Source organism: Salinicola sp. RZ23 (assembly GCF_003206675.1).
Classification (GTDB): Bacteria; Pseudomonadota; Gammaproteobacteria; order Pseudomonadales; family Halomonadaceae; genus Salinicola; species Salinicola endophyticus.
Map to the genome: position 1 here is coordinate 591,004 of NZ_PZJK01000007.1, position 22,901 is coordinate 613,904.

The window sequence follows — 22,901 nt, forward strand, 5'->3', positions numbered from 1 at the left end:
CCTTCAATATCGACCTGTCTATCTCAATATATAGCCATCGCGACGTCACCCGTCTCATGCCGATCCGCCGCCGGTGGCGAGCATGCCGATCAGCTCGCGCAGGCGCTGCTTCTCCTCGGCACTCAGCGCGCCGGGCTGGCGACTCTTCGCCAGTAGCTGCTGATACTCCTGGGCCGGCGTCAGGCGCTCGCTCTGGCGCTCGAGATGGCGCACCCAGTTGGCCAACTCGCTGGCCCTGACCTCGCGCGGAATCGCCATCTCGCGCCGCGCCAGTTGATCCAGTCGCTCGCCCTCGGGCGTGCCGTGGAAGTGGGCCAGCAGCACCTGCGGGCTGCGGTAGCGCCCGGCCCGCAGCAGCTTGACCACCTCGCGACACAGGCGCCCGTCGGGCTGCGCCTCGGGGCACCAGTCGAGGCTCTCCGGCAGCGTCTCGGCCAGCCCCGGCTCGTGCAGCAGCAACTGCACGATACGCGCCGGCCAGCTCAAGGAAAGCGTAGCAGTTCCGCCACGCGCCGCCGTCAGCCCGCGTCGGGGCGCGTGCGTGCCGCCACGGCTTTCTCCATATCCGGCCCCATCGCCATACTCGGCCATCGGCGCCGGTTCCGACTCGGCCTCGCCGGAGATCGCCATCATCGCCTCGAAGCCGTCGTCACCGGCCGGTGCCGTCGGCCGCGGCGCGGGCGGGGCATGGGTCGCGAACCAGTCACTGAACTGCGAGGTTTCGATGCCGCTACGCGACGAGAGTTCCTTGAGCAGCAGCGACTTCAACACCCCTTCTGGCAGCCGCTTCAGCGCCTCCAGCACGGCGGTGACGAAACGCTCGCGCCCCTCGACCTGCTTGAGATCGTGCCCTTCAGCGGCCTGCTCGAACAAAAACTCGGACAGCGGACTGGCGCAGGTGACTCGATTCTCGAATGCCTCGCGCCCCTCCTGGCGTACCAGGGTATCCGGGTCCTCGCCCTCGGGCAGGAACAGAAAGCGTACCTGGCGGCCGTCGATCATCGACGGCAAGGCCGTGGTCAACGAGCGCCGCGCCGCCTGACGCCCGGCATTGTCACCGTCGAAGCAGAACACCACCTCATCGACCAGCCGGAACAGCCGTTGCAGGTGATCCGCGGTGAGCGCGGTGCCCAGGGTGGCGCAGGCGTTGCGAATGCCGAACTGGGCCAGCGCCACCACGTCCATGTAGCCTTCGACCACCAGCACTCGGGAGAGCTGGCGATTGGCCTGGCGCGCTTCGAAGAGCCCGTAGAGCTCGCGCCCCTTGTGGAAGACCGGCGTCTCCGGCGAGTTGAGATACTTGGGCTTGGCGTCGCCCAGAACACGCCCGCCGAAGGCGATGGTGCGCCCCTTCCAGTCGCGGATCGGGAACATCACCCGATCACGGAAGCGGTCATAGGTGCGCCCGGTCTCCTCGCGATGGACCAGCAGCCCGTACTCGACCTGCACCGCCTCGCTGATGCCCTGGGCGCTCAGGTAGCGCTTGAGCGCCTCCCACTCGTCCTCGGCGTAGCCGATGCCGAAGTCGCGGATCACCTCCTGGCTCAGGCCGCGCCGCTCGAGATAGGCGCGCGCCGTCTTGCCCTGACCCAGCGCCAGCCGCTCGCGGAAGAAGCGTGAAGCGAGCTCGAGCAGATTGACACCCTCTTCACGCTTCTGCTGCCGCTTGGCCGCCCCCGGGTCCTCGCCGCCCTCGCGCTCCACCTGCATGCCGGCACGGCCGGCCAGCTGCTCCACCGCCTCGGGGAAGCGCAGGTTGTCGAACTCCATCAGAAAACGCAGGGCGTTACCGTGCGCCCCGCAGCCGAAGCAGTGATAGAACTGCTTGTCATGGCTGACCGTGAAGGAGGGCGAGTTCTCCTGATGGAAAGGGCAGAGACCGCTGTGGTTGCGCCCGCTCTTCTTGAGCTGCACGCGCTCGGAAACGACGTCGACGATATCGGTCCGCGCCAACAGGTCATCGATGAAGCGCTGTGAAATCTGTCCGGCCATGGCGTCAAACGCTCTCGTTGCGCCGGCCGCAGGCGTCTGGCGCCGACGGCCACTGTCTCGAGAATGGGACAGTCGAGGAGAGAGGGCTTACCCAGTGACGGCACACGAGCCGCATCTCGCGGCCGGGCCCGCCGGCTGGGTAAACACCCTCCGGGGGCGAGGAACAAAAACAAACGGCCACCGAGACGGCGGCCGTTTGGGCTATCCCTCTGGAGTGACTTGCATCACCCCCAGTACGGATCAATACAAGCGTTCGAAGCGCTTACGCTCACGCTGGAGCTTCTTGGCGTGACGCTTCACGGCCGCGGCAGCTTTACGCTTGCGCACGGAAGTGGGCTTTTCGTAAGTTTCGCGACGGCGGACTTCAGACAGGATCCCTGCTTTTTCGCAGGAACGTTTGAAGCGACGCAGCGCGACGTCGAACGGCTCGTTATCACGTACTTTGACAGAAGGCATTAAGCACTCACCTACCTTGGGAATTGAGTTCGGTTTGAACGCACGCCCATGATGATCCGAGGGGATTCAGACGGCGCTACGGCTCACCCTGAGGGTGTGCCGCGTCGCAATCCCGGATCCGCCTCTTGCGGAGTCTCCCACCGGAAAACCCGTTTGGAGACCGCTCAAGGGGCGTTAGAGCGCACGACCCAGTCCTGCAGAGCAGCGTATTCTAGTGTCCGTCTTCACGCTTTGCAAATGACTTTTCCAGACCGACGCCGGGCGGTTCGAGTGGCTGCCGCCCCACCTCTCTCTACGCCTGTGGCTCCACGCCCGGCCACGTGCGGATACCCGTGTGGCTGCGCTGACACGCTCGCGGGACCATGCAAAGCCCACCGCCAGCGCGTAGAATAGCGCGCCTTGGCATCCCCCCTTTTGATTAGCGACGGAACCCTCGACCATGCGCGTGCTGGGCATCGAAACCTCCTGTGACGAAACCGGCGTGGCCCTCTACGACAGCGAGCAGGGTCTGCTGGCGGATGCACTCTACAGCCAGATCGCGCTGCACGCGGAGTTCGGCGGCGTGGTGCCGGAGCTCGCCTCCCGCGACCACACCCGCAAGCTGTTGCCGCTGATCGATCAGGTGCTGGCGGATGCCGGCCTGATCAAGGGCGACATCGACGCCATCGCCTATACCGCCGGCCCGGGGCTGGTCGGTGCGCTGATGGTCGGCGCCTGCACCGCCCACGGCATGGCCCGGGCGCTCGCGGTGCCGATCCTCGGCGTGCACCATATGGAGGGGCACCTGCTGGCGCCGATGCTGGAGCCGGAGGCGCCGGACTTTCCGTTCGTGGCGCTGCTGGTCTCCGGCGGCCATACCCAGCTGGTCGATGTGCGCGGGCTAGGCGACTACCGCCTGCTCGGCGAGTCGTTCGACGACGCCGCCGGCGAAGCCTTCGACAAGGTCGCCAAGATGCTCGAGCTGCCCTACCCCGGCGGCCCCCAGGTGGCGGCCCTGGCCGAACAGGGCGACAGCAGCCGTTTCCGCTTCCCGCGCCCGATGACCGACCGCCCGGGTCTCGATTTCAGCTTCTCCGGTCTCAAGACCCACACCCTGACCGCGCTGCGCACCCTGGAGCAGCAAGCGGCGCTGGACGCCCAGGCACGTACCGATGTCGCCCGCGCCTTCGAGGATGCGGTGGTCGATACCCTGGTGATCAAGTGCCGCCGCGCGCTCGAGGCGAGCGGACGCCAGCGCCTGGTGGTGGCCGGTGGGGTCAGTGCCAACCGCCGGCTGCGCGCGACCCTGGATGCGGCGCTGGCCAAGCGCGGCGCCCGCGCCTATTACCCGCGTGGGCGCTTCTGCACCGACAACGGCGCGATGATCGCCTACGCCGGCGCCCAGCGCCTGCTCGCCGGGCAGCGCAGCGATACCCCCCAGCCGCGGCCGCGCTGGCCACTGGCCGAACTCACCCCGCCGCAGCCCTGATTCCCCGCGTCGCCGCAGGGCCTGGCTAGGTTTTGTACGAAAACTACCTGCACTCGCTGACTTTTCGTACAGAACCTAGTCGCCGCCGGCCCGCTGGCGGCCCGGGCGGGCGTCACGCCGATCCTCGAGCGCGTCCTCCTCGTCGAGCGGGTCGGCCAGCGCCGGCGCGACGGTCTCGCGACGGCGCTCGCGCCAGGTACGGATATTGAAGGCGTGGCGGATGAGCACCAGGGTCGAGAAGACGCAGATCACCCCGCTCATCGGCGGTACCAGCCAGTAGCTCAGCAGTGGTGCGATCAGCGCCGTGGCCAGCGAGGCTACCGCCGCGGTACGCACCCGCCAGGCAAGCAGGAACCAGCAGCCAGCGCAGATCAGCGCCACCGGGGTCGCCAGCATCAGCAGCACGCCGAAGGCGCTGGCCACCGCCTTGCCGCCGTGGCCGCGATGCCAGACCGGGCAGCTGTGACCGAGCAGCACGCCCAGCCCCACCAGCCCTTGCGCCCACACCGACAGCGACGCGCTGCCAGCCAGCCACAGCACCGGCATGCCCTTGCCTGCGTCGATCACCAGTGTCGCCAGCGCCGGGCGCCAGCCGAACGCGCGCAGCACGTTGGAGAAGCCGGGGTTGCCGGAGCCGGCCCGGCGCGGGTCGCCCAGGCCCCACAGCCGGCAGACCCAGATCGCCCCCAGCAGCGAGCCGCTGAGATAGCCGGCTGAGGCCAGCGCGATGGTGATGAGCGTGGATGACGGCATCCGCCCTCCGGCAGTGGACGATCGGCTTGGGTCGCGGACGACGCGAGCCCTGATTCTGCCACTCTCATGACGTACAATCGACGCTCGCGAGCCCATCACGTGGCATCCCGGCTCGTCGTAGAGGCCGCCGATGTGTCCCCACCGGCGGCGCGTGGACCGAATCAACCGGATGTGGACCGAACCAGGATGGATGAAGTACTGATCGAAGGGCTGCGCGTCGAGACCGTCATCGGCGTCTACGAGTGGGAGCGCCACGTGCAGCAGCGGCTGGAGCTCGACCTCGAACTCACCACCGACATCCGTGCCGCGGCACGCGACGACGATCTCACCCACACCCTCGACTACGCCGCCATCTGCGAGCGTCTAACCACTTATGCCGCCGACAACGCCCATGGCCTGGTCGAGACCTTTGCCGAGCGCGTGGCCCAACTGGTGATCGCCGAATTCGGCGTGCGCCGCCTGCGCCTGACCGTGCGCAAGCCCGGCGCCGTCGCCAGCGCCCGCGCGGTGGGCGTGCGCATCGAGCGCGAGGCCGGCTGATGCCGCTGGCGGTACTCGGACTCGGCAGCAGCATCGAGCGTCAGCGCCATCTGGTCGGCGCCCTGGACGCCTTGGCAGCACTCGCAGATCCGGCGACACTGCGCGTCTCGCGGGTGTTCGAGAGCCCGCCGGTGGGCTTCAGCGACCCGCGCGACTTCTACAATCTGGTGGTGGCGTTCGACACCCCGCTCGCGCCCGATGCGCTCAACGCCCGCTGCAAGACGATCGAACAGGACCACGGCCGCCCCGCCGGGCCCACCAAGCAGATCGCGCGCACCCTAGACATCGACCTGCTGCTGTGGGGCGAGGCGTGCGGGCGCTACGGCGACACTGCCCTGCCGCGGGCGGATGTCGCGCGCTACGCCTTCGTGCTGCATCCGCTGGCAGAGCTGCTGCCCGAGCAGCGCCATCCCACCCTGGGCCTCACCTTCGCCGAGCTGTGGGCGCGCTTCGATGCCAGCACGCAGCCGCACTGGGCGGTCGCCTTCACCTGGCACGGCCGCGAGATATCGGCGCCTGACTGACGCTGGCGTCCGCCCAGATGCACGCCAGCGCCGGACACGTCACAATCGTCCCGATCGCCACACCCGCCGGCGACGGTGATCTCCACGATCTTTACCCATTGGCTGGATCATCGCTGCATCGCGCAGCGGCATACTGACGAGGTCTCCCCGGTTCGTGAAAAAAACCGACCCCATGGCGCTAACCCTCAAAAGCCCGCGCGACTGGCCGCGCCTGTCACGACTCAGCCTCAAGCTCTTCGTCATCATCCTGTTGACCAACGTGCTGATCAGCGGCCTCGTCTTCGTGTTCGTCTCGCGCAGCCTCGACCAGGGCTTCGTCAGCTATCTCGAGCGCAGCCAGGCCTCCCGCGCGGAGACCCTGGCCAACGCCCTCGGTGAGCAGTGGGCGAGCCGCGGCAGCTGGCGCTGGCTGCGCGACAATCCGCGCGCCTGGCAGAGCCTGGTGCGCAGCCAGCTGTGGTCGAGCGAGCGCCGCCCGCCCAGCGGCATCGATCGCGAGCTGAGCGATGCCCGCGGCTATGTGCTGCTCGACGAGCTGAGCAATCCGGTGATCGGCGAGCCGCTGCTCGACCCGCCGCCGCAGCGCGATCCCAACCTGCCGCCGCCGCCGGAGCCGCACTTCGTGCCCATCCGCAGCGGCGACAAGACCGTCGGCCAGCTCGGCTACCTGCCGCCGGAGCGGCTGATGGCGCGCATGGACCAGATCTTTCTCGACCGCCAGCAGCGCAACCTGATGATCATCGTCGGCTCGCTGTTCCTGGCCTCGCTGCTGCTCGCCAGCGGGCTGGCCTGGTGGCTGGGGCGCCGCGCCCGCCACATGACCCTGGCTACCCGCCGGCTGACCCTGGGCGACTACAGCGTGCGCCTCTCCGAGCGCGGCCGCGACGAGCTCTCCAGCCTCTCCGCCGACTTCAACCAGCTGGCCGAAACGCTGGAGGCCAACCGCCGCGCGCGCCAGCGCTGGGTGGCCGATATCGCGCATGAGCTGCGCACTCCGCTGGCGGTGCTGCGCGGCGAGATCGAAGCGATGCAGGACGGCGTGCGCGAGCTGAGCGTGGACAACCTGGGCTCGCTGCAGCAGGAGGTGGACCAGCTCGGCCATCTGGTCGAGGACCTGCGCCTGCTGGCCCAGAGCGATGCCGGGGCGCTCGACATGCATCTGATCCCGCTGGACCTCGAGGATTCACTGGTTCAGCGTCTCGACGACAGCCGCCTGCGCCTGGAGAGTCGCGGCCTGACGCTGACCCTGGAGACCGAGCCTGCCCTGGTGCGCGCCGATAGCCAGCGCCTGCGCCAGCTGTGGGACAACCTGCTCTCCAACACCATCGCCTACACCGACAGCCCCGGCTCGCTGCGGGTCAGCCTGAGGTGCCGGGCCCGCCACGCCGAAGTGATCTGGGAGGACACCGCCCCCGGCGTGGCCGAGAGCGACCTGCCGCGGCTCACCGAGCGTCTCTACCGGGTGGAGGGGTCGCGCAACCGCCGCAGCGGTGGCAGCGGCCTGGGACTGTCGATCGCCAGCGCCCTGATCGAGGCCCAGGGCGGCACCCTGGTACCCTCGCGCTCGCCCCTCGGCGGGCTGCGCTGGACCCTATCCTTTCCGCTGGAGATGGCAACGACGCCATCCGACAAGGAGCCGGCTTGATGAACGACACCATTCTGATCGTCGAGGACGAACCCAAGATCGCGCGGCTGATCGCCGACTACCTCTCCAAGAGCGGCTACGCCTCGGATCATATCGACCACGGCAACGCGGTGATGGAGTGGCTCGCCGAGCAGACGCCGATGCTGGTCCTGCTCGATCTGATGCTGCCGGGCACCGACGGCCTCACCCTGTGCCGTCAGATTCGCGAGCGCTACCCGTCGCTGCCGGTGATCATGCTCACCGCCCGGGTCGAGGAGGTCGACCGCCTGCTGGGGCTGGAGCTGGGCGCGGACGACTATATCTGCAAGCCGTTCAGCCCGCGCGAGGTGGTCGCCCGAGTCAAGGCGGTGCTGCGCCGCACCCACGGCGCGGCAGGTGCCGAGACGGAGCTGGCCGAGGAGGAGCGCCTGGTGCTCGACGAGGATGGCTGGCGCGCCCTGGCCGGCGGCCAGGATCTGGGCCTGACCGCGGTCGAATTCCAGCTGCTCAAGGTGATGATGCAGAGCCCCGGGCGGATCTTCTCCCGCGATCAGCTGATGGATCACATGTACCGCGACCACCGCATCGTCTCCGAGCGCACCGTCGACAGCCACGTCAAGAAGCTGCGGCGCAAGATCGCCGACATCTGGCCCGAACGCGACATCATCCGCTCGGTCTACGGCGTCGGCTACAAGTACCAGCCGGAGGAGTGAGGGCGGCGCGGTGACGACACGCTCAACTGGCCGCCTGCACGAAGGTCTCGGCGTCCGCCGCGGAGAAGAACATCAAGGTGACCTCGAGGGCCGGCAGTTGGGGGAGACGCTCGCGCATCACGTCGGCGACCACCCTCGCCGCCTCGGCGCTCGGGTAGCCGTAGACCCCGGTGGAGATGGCGGGAAAGGCCAGCCGCGTGAAGCCCTGATCGGCGGCCAGCGCCAGGGCGTTGCGGTAGCAGGCGGCGAGCTGCCCGCGCGGCTCCTCGGACTCGGCATACACCGGCCCGACGGTATGGACGACGTACTCTGCCGGCAGCCGAAAGCCGGGGGTCAGCGCCACCTGGCCCACCGGCAACCCGTCCGGCCAGATCGTGCGTCGCAGCTCTCGACACGCCTCGAGCAGCTGCGGCCCGGCCGCACGGTGAATCGCACCATCGACGCCACCGCCCCCCAGCAGGCTGCGGTTGGCCGCGTTGACGATGGCATCGCCGTCGAAACGGGTGATATCGCCCTCGGCGACCGAGAGGCGCCCCTGGCGGTGGTGAATCTGCATCGCGACCTCCTCTGAAGGCTGTCGTCCTCACTCTAGCCCCGACCTCGCCCCACGACCAACACGGCACCAGCGCCCGACGCCAGGCCGGCTATCGGCCCTGAGGCTGTTTGCTCTCCTGCGACTGCTTGTCGAACGCCATGACCAGGATCGGCGGACGCCTGAGATGTTCGGCCAGCCGTGGCTGCGCCGCGAGGGCCTCCGCCGTGGGCTGAGGCTCGAGAACCCGGGCGATCGACAGTCCGGCCGCCAGCGCCGTGCCCAGATAGGTCTCTAGCGTCCTGTGATATTTGATCACGCCATCGACGAACCAGGTGGTCGCGCGCCGTCCCTCGAGGAAATAGTCGTCTACCGGCCAGTGCAGTCGTGGTCTTTGCGCCGAGTCGTGCCAGCCAGCGAGCAGCGCGGTGCAAACCGGATGCTCCACCGAGAGTACGAAACGCCCGCCGGGCCGCAAGGCGGCGGCGACTTTATCCATGACACGCCCGAGGTCTTCGACGTAGTGCAGACACATCGAAGCTACCGCCACATCATAGGCCTCGGCGTCGAACTCGGCGTCCTCCAGGGCGCTCACCTGGAAACGAATGCGCTCGTCCCGATAGTGCCGTCTCGCCTCGGCGATCATCTTTTCCGAGATATCGACGCCAACGTAGCGCCGCGCGCCCTGTCCCAGGCAGTAGCCGGAGAACTTGCCGAAACCGCAGCCAAGATCGAGGACATCCAGGCCGTTCAGCGTGGGCAGCAGACGCCGGACGGCGGGCTCTTCGAGGGCAGCATTGAGACCGCCTTCGCGCTCGCGAAGCGCCATGTAGCCACTGAAGAAATCGGGATTGTCGTAGATATTCTGCTTCATCGGATGGGCCCGGGTTCGGGATTGGCAGGGTGGCGTCAGGCATACAGCCACCCACGCACCGCTATGTCGCCCCTATGGCAGATAGCCTCTTCGCCTGAGCGCAAGGCTATAGGGTAGCGCATGGCAGTAGTGACAGCGCCCCCCCTGAAACGCAAGACGCCGGCGCAGGGCGCCGGCGTCGATAGCGCGAACCGCGCTCGGCCTCAGCCGGCGCGCTGGCCGCTGCCGAGGGCGCCAGTGCCCTCGTCGGCGACCGCCGGCAGCTCGCTCTCGCCGCGCTTGAGCAGCGCATAGCCGATCCCGGTGACCAGCGACCCGGCGGCGATGGCGACCAGATAGAGCAGCGCCATGTTGACCGCGTTGGGGATCAGCAGCACGAACAGGCCGCCGTGGGGCGCCATCAGCTTGATCCCGAACCACATCGACAGCGCACCAGTGACCGCGCCGCCGATCATCGCCAGCGGAATCACCCGCAGCGGGTCCTTGGCGGCGAACGGGATCGCCCCCTCGGTGATGAAGCACAGCCCCAGCACGAAGGAGGCCTTGCCCGCTTCGCGTTCCGGCTGCGAGAACTTGCCCCGTGCCAGCAGGGTGGCGATGCCCATGGCGATCGGCGGCACCATGCCGGCGGCCATGATCGCCGCCATCGGCATGTAGGTCTCGGTGGAGAGCAGGCCGACCCCGAAGGTGTAGGCCGCCTTGTTGACCGGGCCGCCCATGTCGAAGCACATCATCGCGCCCAGCAGCATCCCCAGCAGCACCGCATTGGTGGAGCCCATGTTGTTGAGGAACTGGGTCAGCCCGGCGAGGATCGCCGCCACCGGCGTGCCCACCACGTAGATCATCACCAGGCCGGTGAACAGGCTCGCCAGCAGCGGGATGATCAAGATCGGCTTGAGCGACTCGACGCTCGCCGGCAGCTTGACGTAGCGAGTCACCGCCGACGCCGAGTAACCGGCCAGGAAACCGGCGAGAATCCCGCCGATGAAGCCGGCGCCCAGGGTCGAGGCCAGCATGCCGCCGATCATGCCCGGGGCGATGCCGGGGCGGTCGGCGATCGAGTAGGCGATATAGCCGGCCAGCACCGGCACCATCAGTTTGAACGCCGTGCCGCCGCCGATCTGCATCAGCGCCGCGGCCAGGGTGCCCTCCTGCTCGAAGGCCTTGATCCCGAACACGAACGAGAGCGCGATACACAAACCGCCCGCCACCACCATCGGCAGCATGAACGACACCCCGGTCAGCAGGTGCTTGTAGAGGCCGCGCTCCTTGGCGCTCTTGCGCGCACCGCCGCCGGCCCCTGCGCTGCCGCTCTTGGGCGCGCCGCTCGACTCGACCTGGGCCTCGGCCAGCGCCGTCTCCAGAGTCTGCTTGGGCTGCTTGAGTGCGGCACCGGTGGAGGTGCGGTAGATCGGCTTGCCGGCGAAGCGGGTGTCGTCGACCTCGATATCGCAGGCCAGCACCACCACGTCGGCGGCGTCGATATCGTCGGCGGTCAGCGCGTTCTGCGCCCCCACCGAGCCCTGGGTCTCGACATGGATCGCATGCCCCATCGCCTTGCCCGCCTGGGCCAGGGCCTCCGCCGCCATGAAGGTGTGCGCCACCCCGGTGGGGCAGGCGGTCACCGCGACGATGCGCCGCTGGCCGGCGCTGGCCGCGGCCTGGGGCGAGGTCGCGGCCACCACGCTGTCACCAGCGGTGGCGGCCTCGAAGGTCGCCGCCTCGCGCGCGGCGCGCTCGAGGAAGGCATCCGGATCGGGCAGCGCCTGATGGATCGGCGCGCGGAACAGCCGCTTGCCGTCGAAGCGCTGTGGCTGAGGCACGCTCTCGGCCGCGACCACCACCAGCTCGGCCGCCGCGATGGCCTCGGCGGAGACCGGGGTCACCGCCTCCAGCTCGCCGTGCATCTCCACCGACACCTGCCAGCCCAGCCGCTTGGCGGCCTGTTCGAGCCGCCGCGCACCCAGGAAGGTCGTCGCCATGCCGCTGGGGCAGGCGGTAATCAGAATGACATTCATGCGCTCTCCCCCGCGTGCGTCGTCTCGTCGAGCCGCTGCACGCGCGTTTTTTGAAGTAGTTCGGAAAAATCTGCGGCCTCGGGCCGACCCACACCGACATGCCTTACTGCGTCCGCGGCCAGCGCGGTGGCGAAGCGCAGCACCTGTGCCGGCGGCTGGCCGTCGAGGATGCCGTGGAGCATGCCGGCGACCAGGGTGTCGCCGGCACCCACGGTGTTGACCACGGTCACCCGAGGCGGCTCGGCCAGCCACTCGCCGCGTCGGCTGACCCAGATCAGGCCCTCGCCGCCGAGCGACAGCAGCGCCTCCTCGACGCCTGCCCGATACAGCCGCCGCGCCGCCTCGCACTGCGCCTCGCGGGTGTCGAGCTTGGCGCCGGCCCAGGCTGCCAGCTCATGCTCGTTGGGCTTCACCGCGCTGGGCGGCACCGCCAGCGCAGCCTCCAGCGCCGGCCCGCTGGTATCCACCCAGACCGCCACGCCGGTGGCCTTGAGCATGGCCACCAGCGCGGCTAAATCCGCCGCGGTGACGCCCGGCGGCAGGCTACCGGTGAGAACCACCGCTCCTGGTGCCCGCTCGCGGCAGTGTGCCGCGAGACGCTGGTACAGCGCCTGGAGCGCCTCGGAAGACACGTGCAGCCCAGGGCCGTTGATATCGGTCACGCGGCCGTCATCTTCGGCGATCTTGGCGTTGATGCGCGTCTCGCCCGGCAGGCGCAGGCTGGCATCTTCGATCCCCGCCTGGGCGCAGGCGGCCACGAAGGGAGCGTCGTTGTCGCCCCCCAGCAGCCCGGAGAGCGTCACCCGATGGCCCAGCGCCGCCAGCACCCGGGCCACGTTGAGCCCCTTGCCGGCGGCCGCCAGTTGGCTCGACTGGGTGCGGTTGACCGCCCCCAGGGTCAGCGCCGGCAGCCCGATCGACAGATCCAGTGCCGGATTGAGGGTCACCACCAGAATCTCGTGTGCACTCGCCATCAGAGCGCCTCCAGGGCATCGCGCACGGCCTGGCTGGTAGCCTGGGCCAGGGCGGTGCGCGCATGGTGTTGGGCGCTCTCCTGGGTGATGCCGCGCAGGCGCGCCTTGACCATCGGCACCTGGCGCACCGAGACCGACAGCTCGTCGACGCCCAGCCCCACCAGTACCGGCACCGCGGCGGCATCCGAGCCCAGCTCGCCGCACACCCCGACCCACTTGCCCTCGGCATGGGCGGCATCCACCGTCATCTGGATCAGTCGCAGTACCGCCGGGTGCAGGCCGTCGGCCTGGGCCGAGAGGGTCGCGTGGCCGCGGTCGATCGCCAGGGTGTACTGGATCAGGTCATTGGTGCCGATGGAGAAGAAGTCGACCTCGGCGGCCAGGCTAGGCGCCAGCAGCGCCGCCGAGGGAATCTCGATCATCACCCCGACCTGGACGTCGCCGGCGCCGATCTCCGCCTGCAGGCGGTCGACGATGGCACGCGCCTGGCGGTACTCGTCGACGTCCTTGACCATCGGGAACATGATCCGCAGCGGGCGTTCGCCAGCGGCGGTCAACAACGCCCGCAGCTGGGTCTCGAGCACTTCGGGCCGGGTCAGCGCCAGGCGCAGCCCGCGCAGGCCGAGGAAGGGATTGTCCTCGGCCGGCACAGGCCAGTAGGGCAGCGGCTTGTCACCGCCCACGTCCAGAGTACGCGCCACCAGCGGGCGTCCGTCGAGGGCGTCGAAGGCGCGCCGGTACTCGCCGATCTGGGTCTCCAGATCGGGGGCTTCCGGATGCGCCATGAAGATGAACTCGGTTCGCAGCAGCCCCACGCCCTCGGCGCCCTGCTCCACCGCGTCGGCGGCGTGGGCGGTATTGCCCAGGTTGGCGGCGACCTCGATCCGCTTGCCGTCGGCGGTGCGCCCCTCTTCGAAGCGTGCCCCGTGGGCCTCACGGCGCAAGCGTTCGAGCTCCTTGAGCCGCAGTTCGGCACGGTCGCGGCGCTCGGCGGAGGGACGCACGATGACACGCCCGAGATCGCCGTCGAGGATCAGGTCGTCGTCGTTGTTCAGGGTCAGCGCACGCTCGCCGGCGCCGACCACCGCGGGGATGCCCAGCGCCCGCGCCAGGATGGCGCTGTGCGAGGTGGCGCCGCCACGCGCGGTGAGCAGCCCGCGCACCTGGGCGGTATCCAGCCGCGCCACGTCGGAGGGGCCGATATCGTCGGTGACCAGGATATAGGGGCGTTGCGGCGGCGTCGGCAGCTCCACCCCGCACAGCACGCCGAGCACCCGGCGGCCAACATCGCGCAGGTCGGCGGCCCGCTCGGCCAGCAGGCGGTCGGCCAGCACTTCCTGGGCGCGGGCCGCGGTATCGATCGCCTGCCACCAGGCCGCCTCGGCGCTGAGGCCATCACGCATGCCCTCGAACGCCGCCTCGTGCAGCTCCGGGTCGTCGAGCATCTCGGCGTGCATGGAGAGAATCTCGGCCACGTCACCGCCCTTGGCGGTGCCGATCAGCGCCTGCAGCTGGCGCCGCGCTTCGTCGAGCGCTGCCCGCAGGCGTTCACGCTGGCGCTCGGCAGGGCCCTGCTTGTCGGCGGCCAGGTCGCGGGCGCGCTCGGGGTAGTCGAAGTCCGGCGCGCGCATCACGTAGGCCGGGGCGATCGCCAGGCCCGGCGAGGCGGCGGTGGCCGGCAGCACGCCATCATCCTCGAGCGGTTCGAGCGGCGCCTCGACCTCGCGCCGGGCGGCGCGGCTGGCACCAGCGGCGGCGGCCTCGGCGAGCGGCCTCACCGCCTCGCCCAGCCCGCTCTCCACCGCCGCGACCATCGCAGCCAACGCCGTCTCGGCGCCCTCGCCTTCGGCGGAGAAGATCAGCGTCTGGCCGCGCCGCGCGCCGAGCCCGATCACCTTGGTCAGACTCGCCGCCGAGACCGACTCGGCGCTGCCCTCGAGCAGGCGCACACGCACCGGCAACGCCTGTTCGCGCGCCGTCTGCACCAGCAGCTTGGCCGGCCGCGCGTGCAGGCCATGGGCGTTGAGCAGGGTGACCCGGGCGGTCTGGGCGCTGCTCGACTCACCGGAGAGGCGCATCAGCACCCCGTCGGCGTCGGCATCCACCAGCGCCTCGCCCTGCCCGCTGTCGAGCAGATCGGCCAGGCGCGCCAGCAGATCACGGTGGGCGTCATCGAGGGCCGCCACGCAGAACACGCCGTTGACCGGCCCGCGCGGGCCGCTGAAGGCGCGCTCCGGCGTCGCCAGCGAGAGCGCCGGCTGCTTGACGCCGCGGTCGGCGCTGACCAGCCACAGGCCCTGCCCCAGGGCGACCGGCTCCTGGGTGTTGATCGCCGCGACGAAGCTGGCATCGACACACTCCGCCTGGCGCAGCCGTGCCGCCGCCGCCAGCGCCAGCTCGAAGCGGTCGCGGGCGGGGAAGTTGAGACACAGGGTGTCGGCATCCAGGCGCGCCTTGGGCCGCGGACGCGACAGCAGCGCGATCATCTCCTCGGCACTGTCGGCGGCGGCCAGGCGCTCGGCGACCCCTTCGGCGTCGAGCACATGGGTCAGCTGACGCAGCACGTCGAGGTGCTCGTCGCTGGAGGCAGCAATGGTCACCAGCAGATAGACGCGATTGCCATCGTGCCACTCGACCCCTTGCGGGAACTGCAGCAGCCGCACGCCGGTGTGGTGGATCTGGCTGCGGCTCTCCGGCGTGCCGTGGGGAATCGCGATGCCGCTGCCCAGATAGGTCGAGCCCTGGGCCTCACGGGCGTGCAGTGCATCGCGATAGGCGGGTTCGACCAGCCCGGCCTGATGGAGCGACGCCGCGGCCTGGTCGAGGGCGTCCTGCCAGCCGTCGGCGCGGCAGTCGAGGGCCGCATCTTGCGGCGTGAGGGTCAGCATGTCGGTCTCTCCCGGAAGCGGTGTTGGCGACGCTCAGAGCCCACTCTACTCAGTCGCGGTCGGCGGCGTCACCGCTGTCGCTCTGGACGCGACGATCACCGCCGGCAAGCGCGGGGCCGACGCCGCGATCTCGAGCCCGGCCGCGGCGTCGATCAGAATGAGCTGAATCGTGTCACCTAATGGCGTTATGCTCGTCGTTACGCCGGCGTTTGACAAGCTAGACCTTCGCAGGACGCCGCCGTCCACGACACCGACCGTATGTCCGGGGCTGGGCCGCCCCGCCGCGACGGGTTATGGTGCCAAGCGTTCGCACGACCCGGAGACCCCGTGATGAAGCTCGCCGATATCGCCCGCCTGGCAGGCGTATCCCGCACCACTGCCAGCTATGTCCTCAACGGACAGGCGCGCGCGCGGCGCATCAGCGAGGCCACGGTGGAGCGGGTGCTGACGGTCGCCCGCGACCACGACTACCGTATCGATGCCCAGGCCGCGGCGCTGCGCGGCGGCGATAGCCGTACCCTGGGGTTGATCGTGCCCGACCTGGAGAACGGCAGCTATGCGCGCCTGGCCAAGCGCCTGGAGCACGGTGCGCGCAGCCAGGGCTACCAGCTCTTGATCGTCGGCTCCGACGACGACCCCGAGCGCGAGCGCACCCTGGCCCGCTCGCTGCGCGCCCAGCGCTGTGACGCCCTGATCGTCGCCAGCAGCCTGGCCCCGGACGACGACTTCTACGCTGAGCTGCTCGCCGCCGGGCTGCCGGTGATCGCGGTCGACCGGCCGCTCGATCCGCGCTACTTCATCAGCGTGGTGACCAACGGCCGCAGCGCCGGCGAGGCGTTGACGCGCTCGGTACTGGTCCCCGAGGTGCGCGAGATCGTCTGGTTCGACGCCGTGCCCCAGCTGTCGATCAGCACCGAGCGCCGCCAGGGCTTTCTCGACGCCTGCAGTGACTTCACCGGCGACTACCGCTGCGTCAGCGCCGAGCGCTACGATCGTGCCAGCGGCGCCGCGGCCATGCGCCAGCTGCTGCACGAATCGGGGCTACCCGATGCTATCGTCACCGCCTCCTATACCCTGCTGGACGGGCTGCTCGATGCCCTGCTCGAGCGCGGCGAACTGCCCGCAGACCTGGGCCTGGCGACCTTCGGCGACGATCGCCTGCTCGACTTCCTGCCGTGCCGGGTCAACTCGCTGCCGCAGGACCACGACCGCGTCGCGGCCCAGGCGCTGGCACGCGCGCTGCAGGCGGTGCGCGGCGACTACCGCCCCGGGCTCGAAGTGATCGAGCGAACCCTCAAACGCCGCCGCTGATCGCGGTCATCCGCGCAAGCCATGTCCCGCCACCCCGTGCTGGAAGCGTTCATGCAAGAGACCCTGCCCGATATCCTGGTCGGCCCGCTGCTGCGACGCTGCGAACCCCAGCGCCTGGTGCTGTGGCTGGTGGCTTCACGTCCGCTCGCCCTGCAGCTGACCCTGAGCGTCGACGGCGCGTCGCCCACGCACGACCTCGCGGAGGCCACCACCTGTCTGGCCGTCGGCGACCACGCCCACTGTCACCTGATCGACCTGGTGCTGGAGAGGCCGCTGCCCCAGGAGACGCGGATCGCCTACGACCTGGCCTATCGCGATCGCCACGGCGCCTGGTGTTCATTGCGCGAGTGGGGCCCGGCGCTCGCCTACCCCGGCGAGACGCTGCCCACCCTGGTGCTGCGAACACGCCATGACGCCCTGCTCCACGGCTCCTGCCGCAAGCCCCACCACGCCGGCCCGGATGGTCTGGCCCGCGGCGATCGCTGGCTGAGCGAACGCCACCAGGACGCCGCCGCCCGCCCGGCAGCACTGATCCTGAGCGGTGACCAGATCTACGCCGACGACGTCGCCGGCCCCATGCTCGCCGCCATCCATGCGCTGATCGCGCGGCTGGGGCTCTACGACGAGTGCCTCGAAGGTACCGAAATCGCCACCGGCGAGGCGCTCTACGCCCGCGACGACACCTACTACCACCGCGACGAGCTGCTCCCTGCGGCGACGTCGAACGCCGCCCTGCGCGAGAAGTTCTTCGGCGGCAAGCGCAAGCCGATCTTCACCACGGCCAGCGCCGAGAACCACCTGATCACCTTTGCCGAGGTGATGGCGATGTATCTGCTGGTGTGGTCGCCGACACCCTGGCAACTGATCCCGCGCGAGATGCCCACCCTCGACGCCCCGGCGCAGGCGCGCTACCGCCGCGAACAGCGCCACATCGATGACTTCGTCGCCACGCTGCCGCAGGTCGCGCGCCTGCTGGCGCATCTGCCGACGCTGATGATCTTCGACGACCATGACATCACCGACGACTGGAACCTGACCGCGGCCTGGGAAGCCGCCGTCTACGGCCACCCCTTCTCGCGGCGGATCGTCGGCAACGCACTGCTCGCCTACCTGCTGTGCCAGGGCTGGGGCAACGACCCCGACGGCCTGGCCGCACCGCTGGCGGCGACCCGCGACTGGCTCGCCCAGCGCGACGCCGAGGGCCGGCTCGACTGCGCCCGCCACGGCGAGCTGATCACGCAGCTGTTGCGCTTCACCGGCTGGGGCTACACCCTGGATACCCAGCCGCGCCTGGTGGTGCTGGATACCCGCACCCGGCGCTGGCGCAGCGAGCGCAAGCGCCACCGCCCCTCGGGGCTGATGGACTGGGAAGCGTTGAGCGAGTTTCAGCAGGATCTGCTCGAACAGTCGGCGGTGATCATCGTCTCGCCGGCGCCGATCTTCGGGGTCAAGCTGATCGAAGGGGTGCAGCGGCTCTTCACCGCCCTGGGCAAGCCGCTGATGGTGGATGCCGAGAACTGGATGGCGCACCCGGGCGCCGCCCACACCATGCTCAACATCCTGCGCCACAGCCGCACGCCGCAGCGCTACGTGATCCTCTCCGGCGACGTCCACTACTCCTTCGTCTACGCCATCACCCTGCGCCAGCGGCGCCACAGCCCCCGGATGTGGCAGGTGACCAGCAGCGGCCTCAAGAACACCTTCCCCGCCACCCTGCTCGACGGGTTCGACCGTCTCAACCGCTGGCTCTACGCGCCCTGGTCGCCGCTCAACTGGCTGACCAAGCGCCGGCGCATGCTGATCGAACCCTACCGCCCGGCACACGCCAGCCACGGGGAGCGGCTGTGGAATCGCGCCGGTATCGGCTACGTGCGGCTCGACGCCGAGGGCGCGCCGAGCGAGGTCAGGCAACTGGGCGCCGATGACGTCGATACCCCTTTCGAGCGCGACACTCGCTGAGACCACGGCCTCCTCAGGGGCGCCCGGCGCACAACGTCATCGCCGCCGGCTGGCGAGCCGGCGGCGATGGTGGTGCGGATAGGATGGCTGTCGCGGCGCGACCGTGGCGGTGTGGCGGTCGCCACTCAGGCCGGGCGCAGCAGCGCGGCGTCGCGATCGAGATCGCCATAGGTGCCGCTGGTGCCCTCGACGTCGCGCAGTTCGACCACGATGCCGCGGCTCGGCGCGCTGTCGATGAAGCGGGCGATATCCTCGCGGATATCCGGGTCGACGTAGTTGGCACCGGTGGCATCGACGATCAGCTCGCCGCCGTCGGGCACGGCGTCCAGGTGCTGGCGCATCTCCTCGCGATTGAGAAACGACACATCCTGCTGGAACTTGAGCAGCACATGGTCACCGCGCCGGGTGTGGGCGATCGCCGAGCGGTAGCCGGACTGCAGCAGGAAGTAGAGGCTGCATACCAGCCCCACCAGCACGCCCATCAGCAGATCGGTGGCGAGGATCGTCACCACCGTCACGGTGAACGGCACGAAGCGGCGCATGCCCTCGCGGTAGTGGGCCATGAACAGCGACGGCTTGGCCAGCTTGTAGCCGGTGTGCAGCAGGATCGCCGCCAGGGTCGCCAGCGGGATCAGCTCCAGCCATACCGCCAGGAAGGCGACGCTCACCAGCAGCAGCCCACCGTGGATCAGGCTCGCCATCCGCGTGCGCCCGCCGGCATTGGCATTGGCCGAGCTGCGCACGATCACCGCGGTGACCGGCAGCGCGCCGAGCAGGCCGCACACCATGTTGCCGATCCCCTGGGCCTTGAGCTCGCGATGCGGCGGCGAGTGGCGCTTGAGCGGATCGAGCTTATCGACCGCCTCCAGGCTGAGCAGGGTTTCCAGGCTGGCGATGATGGCGATGGTGATGGCCACGGTGTAGACCGCCGGGTTGGCCAGCGCCCCCAGGGTCGGGCGGGTCATCTCGGCGAGCAGATCCCCGGGGCCACTGAGCCCACCGAGCTGCACGTGGTGCGCCGCATCCAGCGCCAGCGCCGGCATCGCCCCGCCCACCAGGCGCTCGATCAGGATACTACCGAGCACCGCCAGCAGCGGCCCGGGCACCAGGCTCAGCCAACGCTGGCGCTTGATCAGCGGCTGCTCCCAAAGCACCAGCACGGCGAGACTGAACAGCGCGATCACCACCGCCAGTGGCGCGACGTCGCTGAACAGTGCCACCGGATCGGTGATCGCCGGCATGTCGTCCAGGGGGTGGCCCAGCGCCATGGGGAACTGGCCGAGGACCAGGATCAAGCCGATCCCCGCCAGCATGCCCTTGATCACCGCGGTCGGCACGAAGGCGCCGATCCGCCCGAGCCGAAAGATCCCCATCGCCAGCTGCAGCACCCCGGCCAGGATCACCGCGGTGAGAAAGGCCGAGAAGCTGCCGAGCGTGTCGATCGCGTCGAGCACGATCACCGTGAGCCCGGCGGCGGGGCCGCTGACCGAGAGCGCCGAGCCGCTGAACAGTGTCACCACCAGCCCGCCGACCATGCCCGCCACCAGCCCCGCCAGCGGCGGCGCGCCGGAGGCCAGCGCAATCCCCAGGCACAGCGGGATCGCCACCAGGAAGACCACGATGCCCGCGGGCAGATCGCGCCCCAGGTGGCGCAGAGAGAGGGTATCGGCACGCTCCACGTGAGCGTCGGTAGAAGTCTGAGTCGTCATTGTCTTGTCCTTGACCTTGAGTGTCCGTCGTCGGCGTCAGCCTCAGCTCGCCGCGCGGCGCCAGCCGTCGGCATCGGCGTCCGTCGCGGCGCGGCTCACCACGTCGTCGATCTGGCCGCTGGCCAGGTCGTAGACCCAGCCATGCAGGGTCGGCGCACGTCGGGCCGCCCAGCTCTCGCGCACCAGCGACAGCCCGGCCAGGCGCTCGACCTGGGCGGCAACGTTGAGCTCGACCACGTGATCGACCTTGTCACCGAGCCGGGTGAAGCGGTTCAGTTCATTCGCGTGGGCTGCCACCAGTTGCCTGAGCTGGCCGACATGGGCCTCGACCCGGGGCAGCGCGTTCAACGCCTCGTCGCCGCTGATCGCAGCCTGGATACCGCCGCAGCCGCGGTGACCGCAGACGATGATGTGCTCGACCTCGAGGGCGTTGAGGGCGTACTCGATCACGCTCATCACGTTGGCGTCGTGCTCGTTGACCAGATTGGCGATGTTGCGATGGATGAACAGCTCGCCGGGGCTGGCGTTGCAGATCTGCTCGGCGGGTACCCGGCTATCGCAGCAGCTGATCCAGAGGGCACCCGGTGCCTGGCCCTGATGCAGGCGCGTGAAGATCTCCGGATCGGCGGCTTGCATGCCAGCGGCCCAGGCGCGGTTCTCGAGTAGCAGACGGTCGGTGAATTGCATGGGAACTCCTCGGCAGCGATTGAATGGCGATGACAGGAGCCGTCCGCGGCGATGCTTGAAATGGCGGCGTCGGCTACATCTAAAGTCGTAACGGGAGAGCCAGGCCGACGGCAACCATTAACCGATTTGCACACCGAAAATTTTGTAAGGTGAGGTGAATGATTGTGCACTCGACGCCAACGATGACGACAGAAAGAGAAGCGACAATCAGCGCCGAATTGGCCTCGAAAAACGGAATAGCGGGATTATTTCGAGACTTTTCGATTCGAAAATATCATCAAGATGAATACCGCATGAATCGGGCACTCATGCAGGCAGCAGGGAGAGAAGAACGTTTAAAATTTAATAAAAAATAATGTAACAGAAGTCGCGATTAGCTGACGCCAACATGAACAATACGACACCCCCATTATGACGCCGATTTTCGAGGGGAAACATGAATGTAGAGTAGACACGTCGATTCATCTCGCGTTCATCGAAACAGGCCATTCGACCTTCATGTCAGCTCGTCCATCGGCGTGCATCCGGGTGAAGGGGCACCGTTGAAGGCACCCCTGAGCCGGTGGTGTCCTCTACCCTACTCGAGTACCACCAGCGCATCGTCGAGAGTCACGCTACCGGCATTCTCGGCCACCAGGTTCTGACCGAAATAGACCTTGCCGCGCTCACCTCGGCGATAGCCCGCCAGCGCCTTGAGCGGCTCACGGTCGGCACGCTTTTCGCCACGCGCCGGATCCACCGTGACCATGGCACAGCGCGAGCAGGGGGCATCGACACGGAACGTCACCTCGCCGATACGCACACGCCGCCAGCCATCCTCGGCGTAGGGCTCGGTGCCCGTCACCACCAGATTGGGACGGAACTGGGCCATCACGTGGGTGCCATCGGTGCGCTGGTTAAGGTCGTCCAGCGACGCCTGCGAGATCAGCAACAGCGGGTAGCCGTCGGCGAAGCTCACGCGTACCCCGATGTTGTCGCGGTAGCGCGGCGAGCGCTCGCCCAGCCACAGCAGACGGGCCGGCTCGCCGGCCACCTCGCTGAACCAGGCGTCGAGCGAGGCGTGGGTGGCCAGCGCGGAAAACTCATCGCCCCACACCTGAGTGGTCACCGCCTCGCCGCTGAACGCCTCGCAGGCGACATCGAGCGGCGACAGGCTATCGTGGGTCAGCGTCAGGCGAGCACCGTCGAAGCTCGCGCGCACCCGTTGCAGCTGTGGGTGGGTGCGCGCGGTGAGAAAGGTGCCGTCGGGCTTGATCGCCATGAAGCGGCGATCGAGTACCAGCCCCTCCTCCTCGACCCGGGCCTGTGTCAGCGACTCGCCGGCGGTGGACTTGATCGGGTAGCGGTAGATCGCGGAGAGCGTAGGCATGGTTGGGCTCCTGGCAGGAAATCAGCTCATCAAGAGGTCAAGATGCATCAGCGGCGGCGCTGCTGATGTGCGCGCTTGGCGCGCTTGTAGGTGGTGTCGTCGCGCACCGCATCGAGTGCACGCTGGTAGTGTTCGGCGATGCGTGCCTTCTCGGCATCGGCGTCGCGCGGGGCGAGCGCGCGCCCCTGGGCGTCGCGCTTGCGTCCACCGGGGTAGCGGGCATAGCGGCGCGCCCGGGTGTAGCCCATCTGCAGATACTTGCGTGCCATGTCCATGCCGACGAAATCGCCATCGTTGCGGTAGTCGCGAAAGCGCGCCGAGAGCGCCGTCACCGCTGCGCGGGCGTCGGCCTCGTTGCGGATCGCCCACAGCGGCAGCAGTTCGTCCTTGTAGGGCTGGACGTGGAATACTCCCCGCTCGCCGCGACCGATGCGGTAGGCCTCGGGATGGCGGCGGTAATCGATGCGGCTGTCGGGAAACGCCATCTTCGCTCTCCTTCAAAACAGGACG

At 69.0% G+C, this 22,901-nt stretch carries 20 protein-coding genes; 8 read left to right on the forward strand and 12 right to left on the reverse strand.

All coding sequences use genetic code 11. From position 1 onward, the window contains the following. Positions 1-54: 54 nt before the first annotated feature. Positions 55-1,992 carry a DNA primase gene (gene dnaG, locus DOM67_RS08830; RefSeq protein ID WP_110675241.1) on the reverse strand — a complete coding sequence of 646 codons (1,938 nt, stop codon included), beginning with the start codon at positions 1,990-1,992 and terminating at the stop codon, positions 55-57. A gap of 240 nt (positions 1,993-2,232) precedes the next feature. Beyond that, positions 2,233-2,448: a 30S ribosomal protein S21 gene (gene rpsU, locus DOM67_RS08835; protein ID WP_081919436.1), complete on the reverse strand. Its 216-nt coding sequence runs from the start codon at positions 2,446-2,448 to the stop codon at positions 2,233-2,235. Positions 2,449-2,887: 439 nt separating this feature from the next. Here rpsU and tsaD point away from each other — a divergent pair, with 439 nt between their 5' ends. Next, the gene (tsaD, locus tag DOM67_RS08840) at positions 2,888-3,916 is read left to right on the forward strand and encodes a tRNA (adenosine(37)-N6)-threonylcarbamoyltransferase complex transferase subunit TsaD (protein ID WP_110675242.1); all 1,029 of its coding nucleotides are present in this window, start codon (positions 2,888-2,890) and stop codon (positions 3,914-3,916) included. A 75-nt stretch (positions 3,917-3,991) separates the two neighbouring features. Here the strand turns inward: tsaD and DOM67_RS08845 are convergent, their stop codons facing one another. After that, on the reverse strand, positions 3,992-4,669 hold the full coding sequence (locus DOM67_RS08845; RefSeq protein ID WP_110675243.1) for a glycerol-3-phosphate acyltransferase: 678 nt from the start codon (positions 4,667-4,669) through the stop codon (positions 3,992-3,994). Between the two features lie 186 nt (positions 4,670-4,855). Between DOM67_RS08845 and folB the strand changes: the two genes are divergently transcribed. From folB to DOM67_RS08865, 4 genes are all read left to right on the forward strand, one after another. Continuing rightward, on the forward strand, positions 4,856-5,209 hold the full coding sequence (gene folB, locus DOM67_RS08850) for a dihydroneopterin aldolase (protein ID WP_110675244.1): 354 nt from the start codon (positions 4,856-4,858) through the stop codon (positions 5,207-5,209). Further along, on the forward strand, positions 5,209-5,733 hold the full coding sequence (gene folK / locus DOM67_RS08855; protein ID WP_110675245.1) for a 2-amino-4-hydroxy-6-hydroxymethyldihydropteridine diphosphokinase: 525 nt from the start codon (positions 5,209-5,211) through the stop codon (positions 5,731-5,733). The genes folB and folK overlap by 1 nt, the downstream gene beginning before the upstream one ends. A 172-nt stretch (positions 5,734-5,905) precedes the next feature. After that, on the forward strand, positions 5,906-7,378 hold the full coding sequence (locus DOM67_RS08860; RefSeq protein ID WP_110675246.1) for an ATP-binding protein: 1,473 nt from the start codon (positions 5,906-5,908) through the stop codon (positions 7,376-7,378). Further along, a complete protein-coding gene (locus tag DOM67_RS08865; protein WP_110675247.1) occupies positions 7,378-8,070 on the forward strand; it encodes a response regulator in 693 nt (230 codons plus the stop codon). Before DOM67_RS08860 ends, DOM67_RS08865 begins: the two co-directional genes overlap by 1 nt. A gap of 22 nt (positions 8,071-8,092) precedes the next feature. Here DOM67_RS08865 and DOM67_RS08870 read toward each other — a convergent pair whose 3' ends face one another. The 5 genes from DOM67_RS08870 to ptsP form a co-directional block, all read right to left on the reverse strand. After that, positions 8,093-8,626, reverse strand: coding sequence for an O-acetyl-ADP-ribose deacetylase (locus tag DOM67_RS08870; protein ID WP_110675248.1), 534 nt, complete (start codon positions 8,624-8,626; stop codon positions 8,093-8,095). An 88-nt stretch (positions 8,627-8,714) separates the two neighbouring features. Continuing rightward, positions 8,715-9,476 (reverse strand): class I SAM-dependent methyltransferase, encoded by a 762-nt coding sequence (locus DOM67_RS08875; RefSeq protein ID WP_110675249.1) that lies wholly within the window; start codon positions 9,474-9,476, stop codon positions 8,715-8,717. A 203-nt stretch (positions 9,477-9,679) separates the two neighbouring features. Then, the gene (locus tag DOM67_RS08880) at positions 9,680-11,494 is read right to left on the reverse strand and encodes a PTS fructose-like transporter subunit IIB (protein WP_110675250.1); all 1,815 of its coding nucleotides are present in this window, start codon (positions 11,492-11,494) and stop codon (positions 9,680-9,682) included. Next, positions 11,491-12,468, reverse strand: a complete 978-nt coding sequence (gene pfkB, locus DOM67_RS08885) for a 1-phosphofructokinase (protein WP_110675251.1) — start codon at positions 12,466-12,468, stop codon at positions 11,491-11,493. Before pfkB ends, DOM67_RS08880 begins: the two co-directional genes overlap by 4 nt. Next, positions 12,468-15,356, reverse strand: a complete 2,889-nt coding sequence (gene ptsP, locus DOM67_RS08890) for a phosphoenolpyruvate--protein phosphotransferase (RefSeq protein WP_110675252.1) — start codon at positions 15,354-15,356, stop codon at positions 12,468-12,470. Before ptsP ends, pfkB begins: the two co-directional genes overlap by 1 nt. A 330-nt stretch (positions 15,357-15,686) precedes the next feature. On the opposite strand from ptsP, the gene cra reads away from it, so the two are divergent. Together cra and DOM67_RS08900 are read left to right on the forward strand one after the other, a co-directional pair. Beyond that, a complete protein-coding gene (cra, locus tag DOM67_RS08895) occupies positions 15,687-16,667 on the forward strand; it encodes a catabolite repressor/activator (protein WP_110675253.1) in 981 nt (326 codons plus the stop codon). Positions 16,668-16,688: 21 nt separating this feature from the next. Beyond that, positions 16,689-18,626 (forward strand): alkaline phosphatase D family protein, encoded by a 1,938-nt coding sequence (locus DOM67_RS08900; protein WP_232825187.1) that lies wholly within the window; start codon positions 16,689-16,691, stop codon positions 18,624-18,626. 125 nt (positions 18,627-18,751) lie between these two features. Here the strand turns inward: DOM67_RS08900 and DOM67_RS08905 are convergent, their stop codons facing one another. Continuing rightward, positions 18,752-20,335 (reverse strand): SulP family inorganic anion transporter, encoded by a 1,584-nt coding sequence (locus DOM67_RS08905; RefSeq protein WP_110675255.1) that lies wholly within the window; start codon positions 20,333-20,335, stop codon positions 18,752-18,754. Between the two features lie 42 nt (positions 20,336-20,377). Next, positions 20,378-21,022 carry a carbonic anhydrase gene (locus tag DOM67_RS08910; RefSeq protein WP_110675256.1) on the reverse strand — a complete coding sequence of 215 codons (645 nt, stop codon included), beginning with the start codon at positions 21,020-21,022 and terminating at the stop codon, positions 20,378-20,380. Between the two features lie 158 nt (positions 21,023-21,180). On the opposite strand from DOM67_RS08910, the gene DOM67_RS19785 reads away from it, so the two are divergent. Further along, on the forward strand, positions 21,181-21,378 hold the full coding sequence (locus DOM67_RS19785; RefSeq protein WP_157958817.1) for a hypothetical protein: 198 nt from the start codon (positions 21,181-21,183) through the stop codon (positions 21,376-21,378). Between the two features lie 221 nt (positions 21,379-21,599). Here DOM67_RS19785 and DOM67_RS08915 read toward each other — a convergent pair whose 3' ends face one another. Beyond that, on the reverse strand, positions 21,600-22,391 hold the full coding sequence (locus DOM67_RS08915) for an MOSC N-terminal beta barrel domain-containing protein (protein WP_110675257.1): 792 nt from the start codon (positions 22,389-22,391) through the stop codon (positions 21,600-21,602). Positions 22,392-22,438: 47 nt separating this feature from the next. Continuing rightward, positions 22,439-22,876, reverse strand: coding sequence for a DUF4385 family protein (locus DOM67_RS08920; protein ID WP_110675258.1), 438 nt, complete (start codon positions 22,874-22,876; stop codon positions 22,439-22,441). Positions 22,877-22,901: the final 25 nt, after the last annotated feature.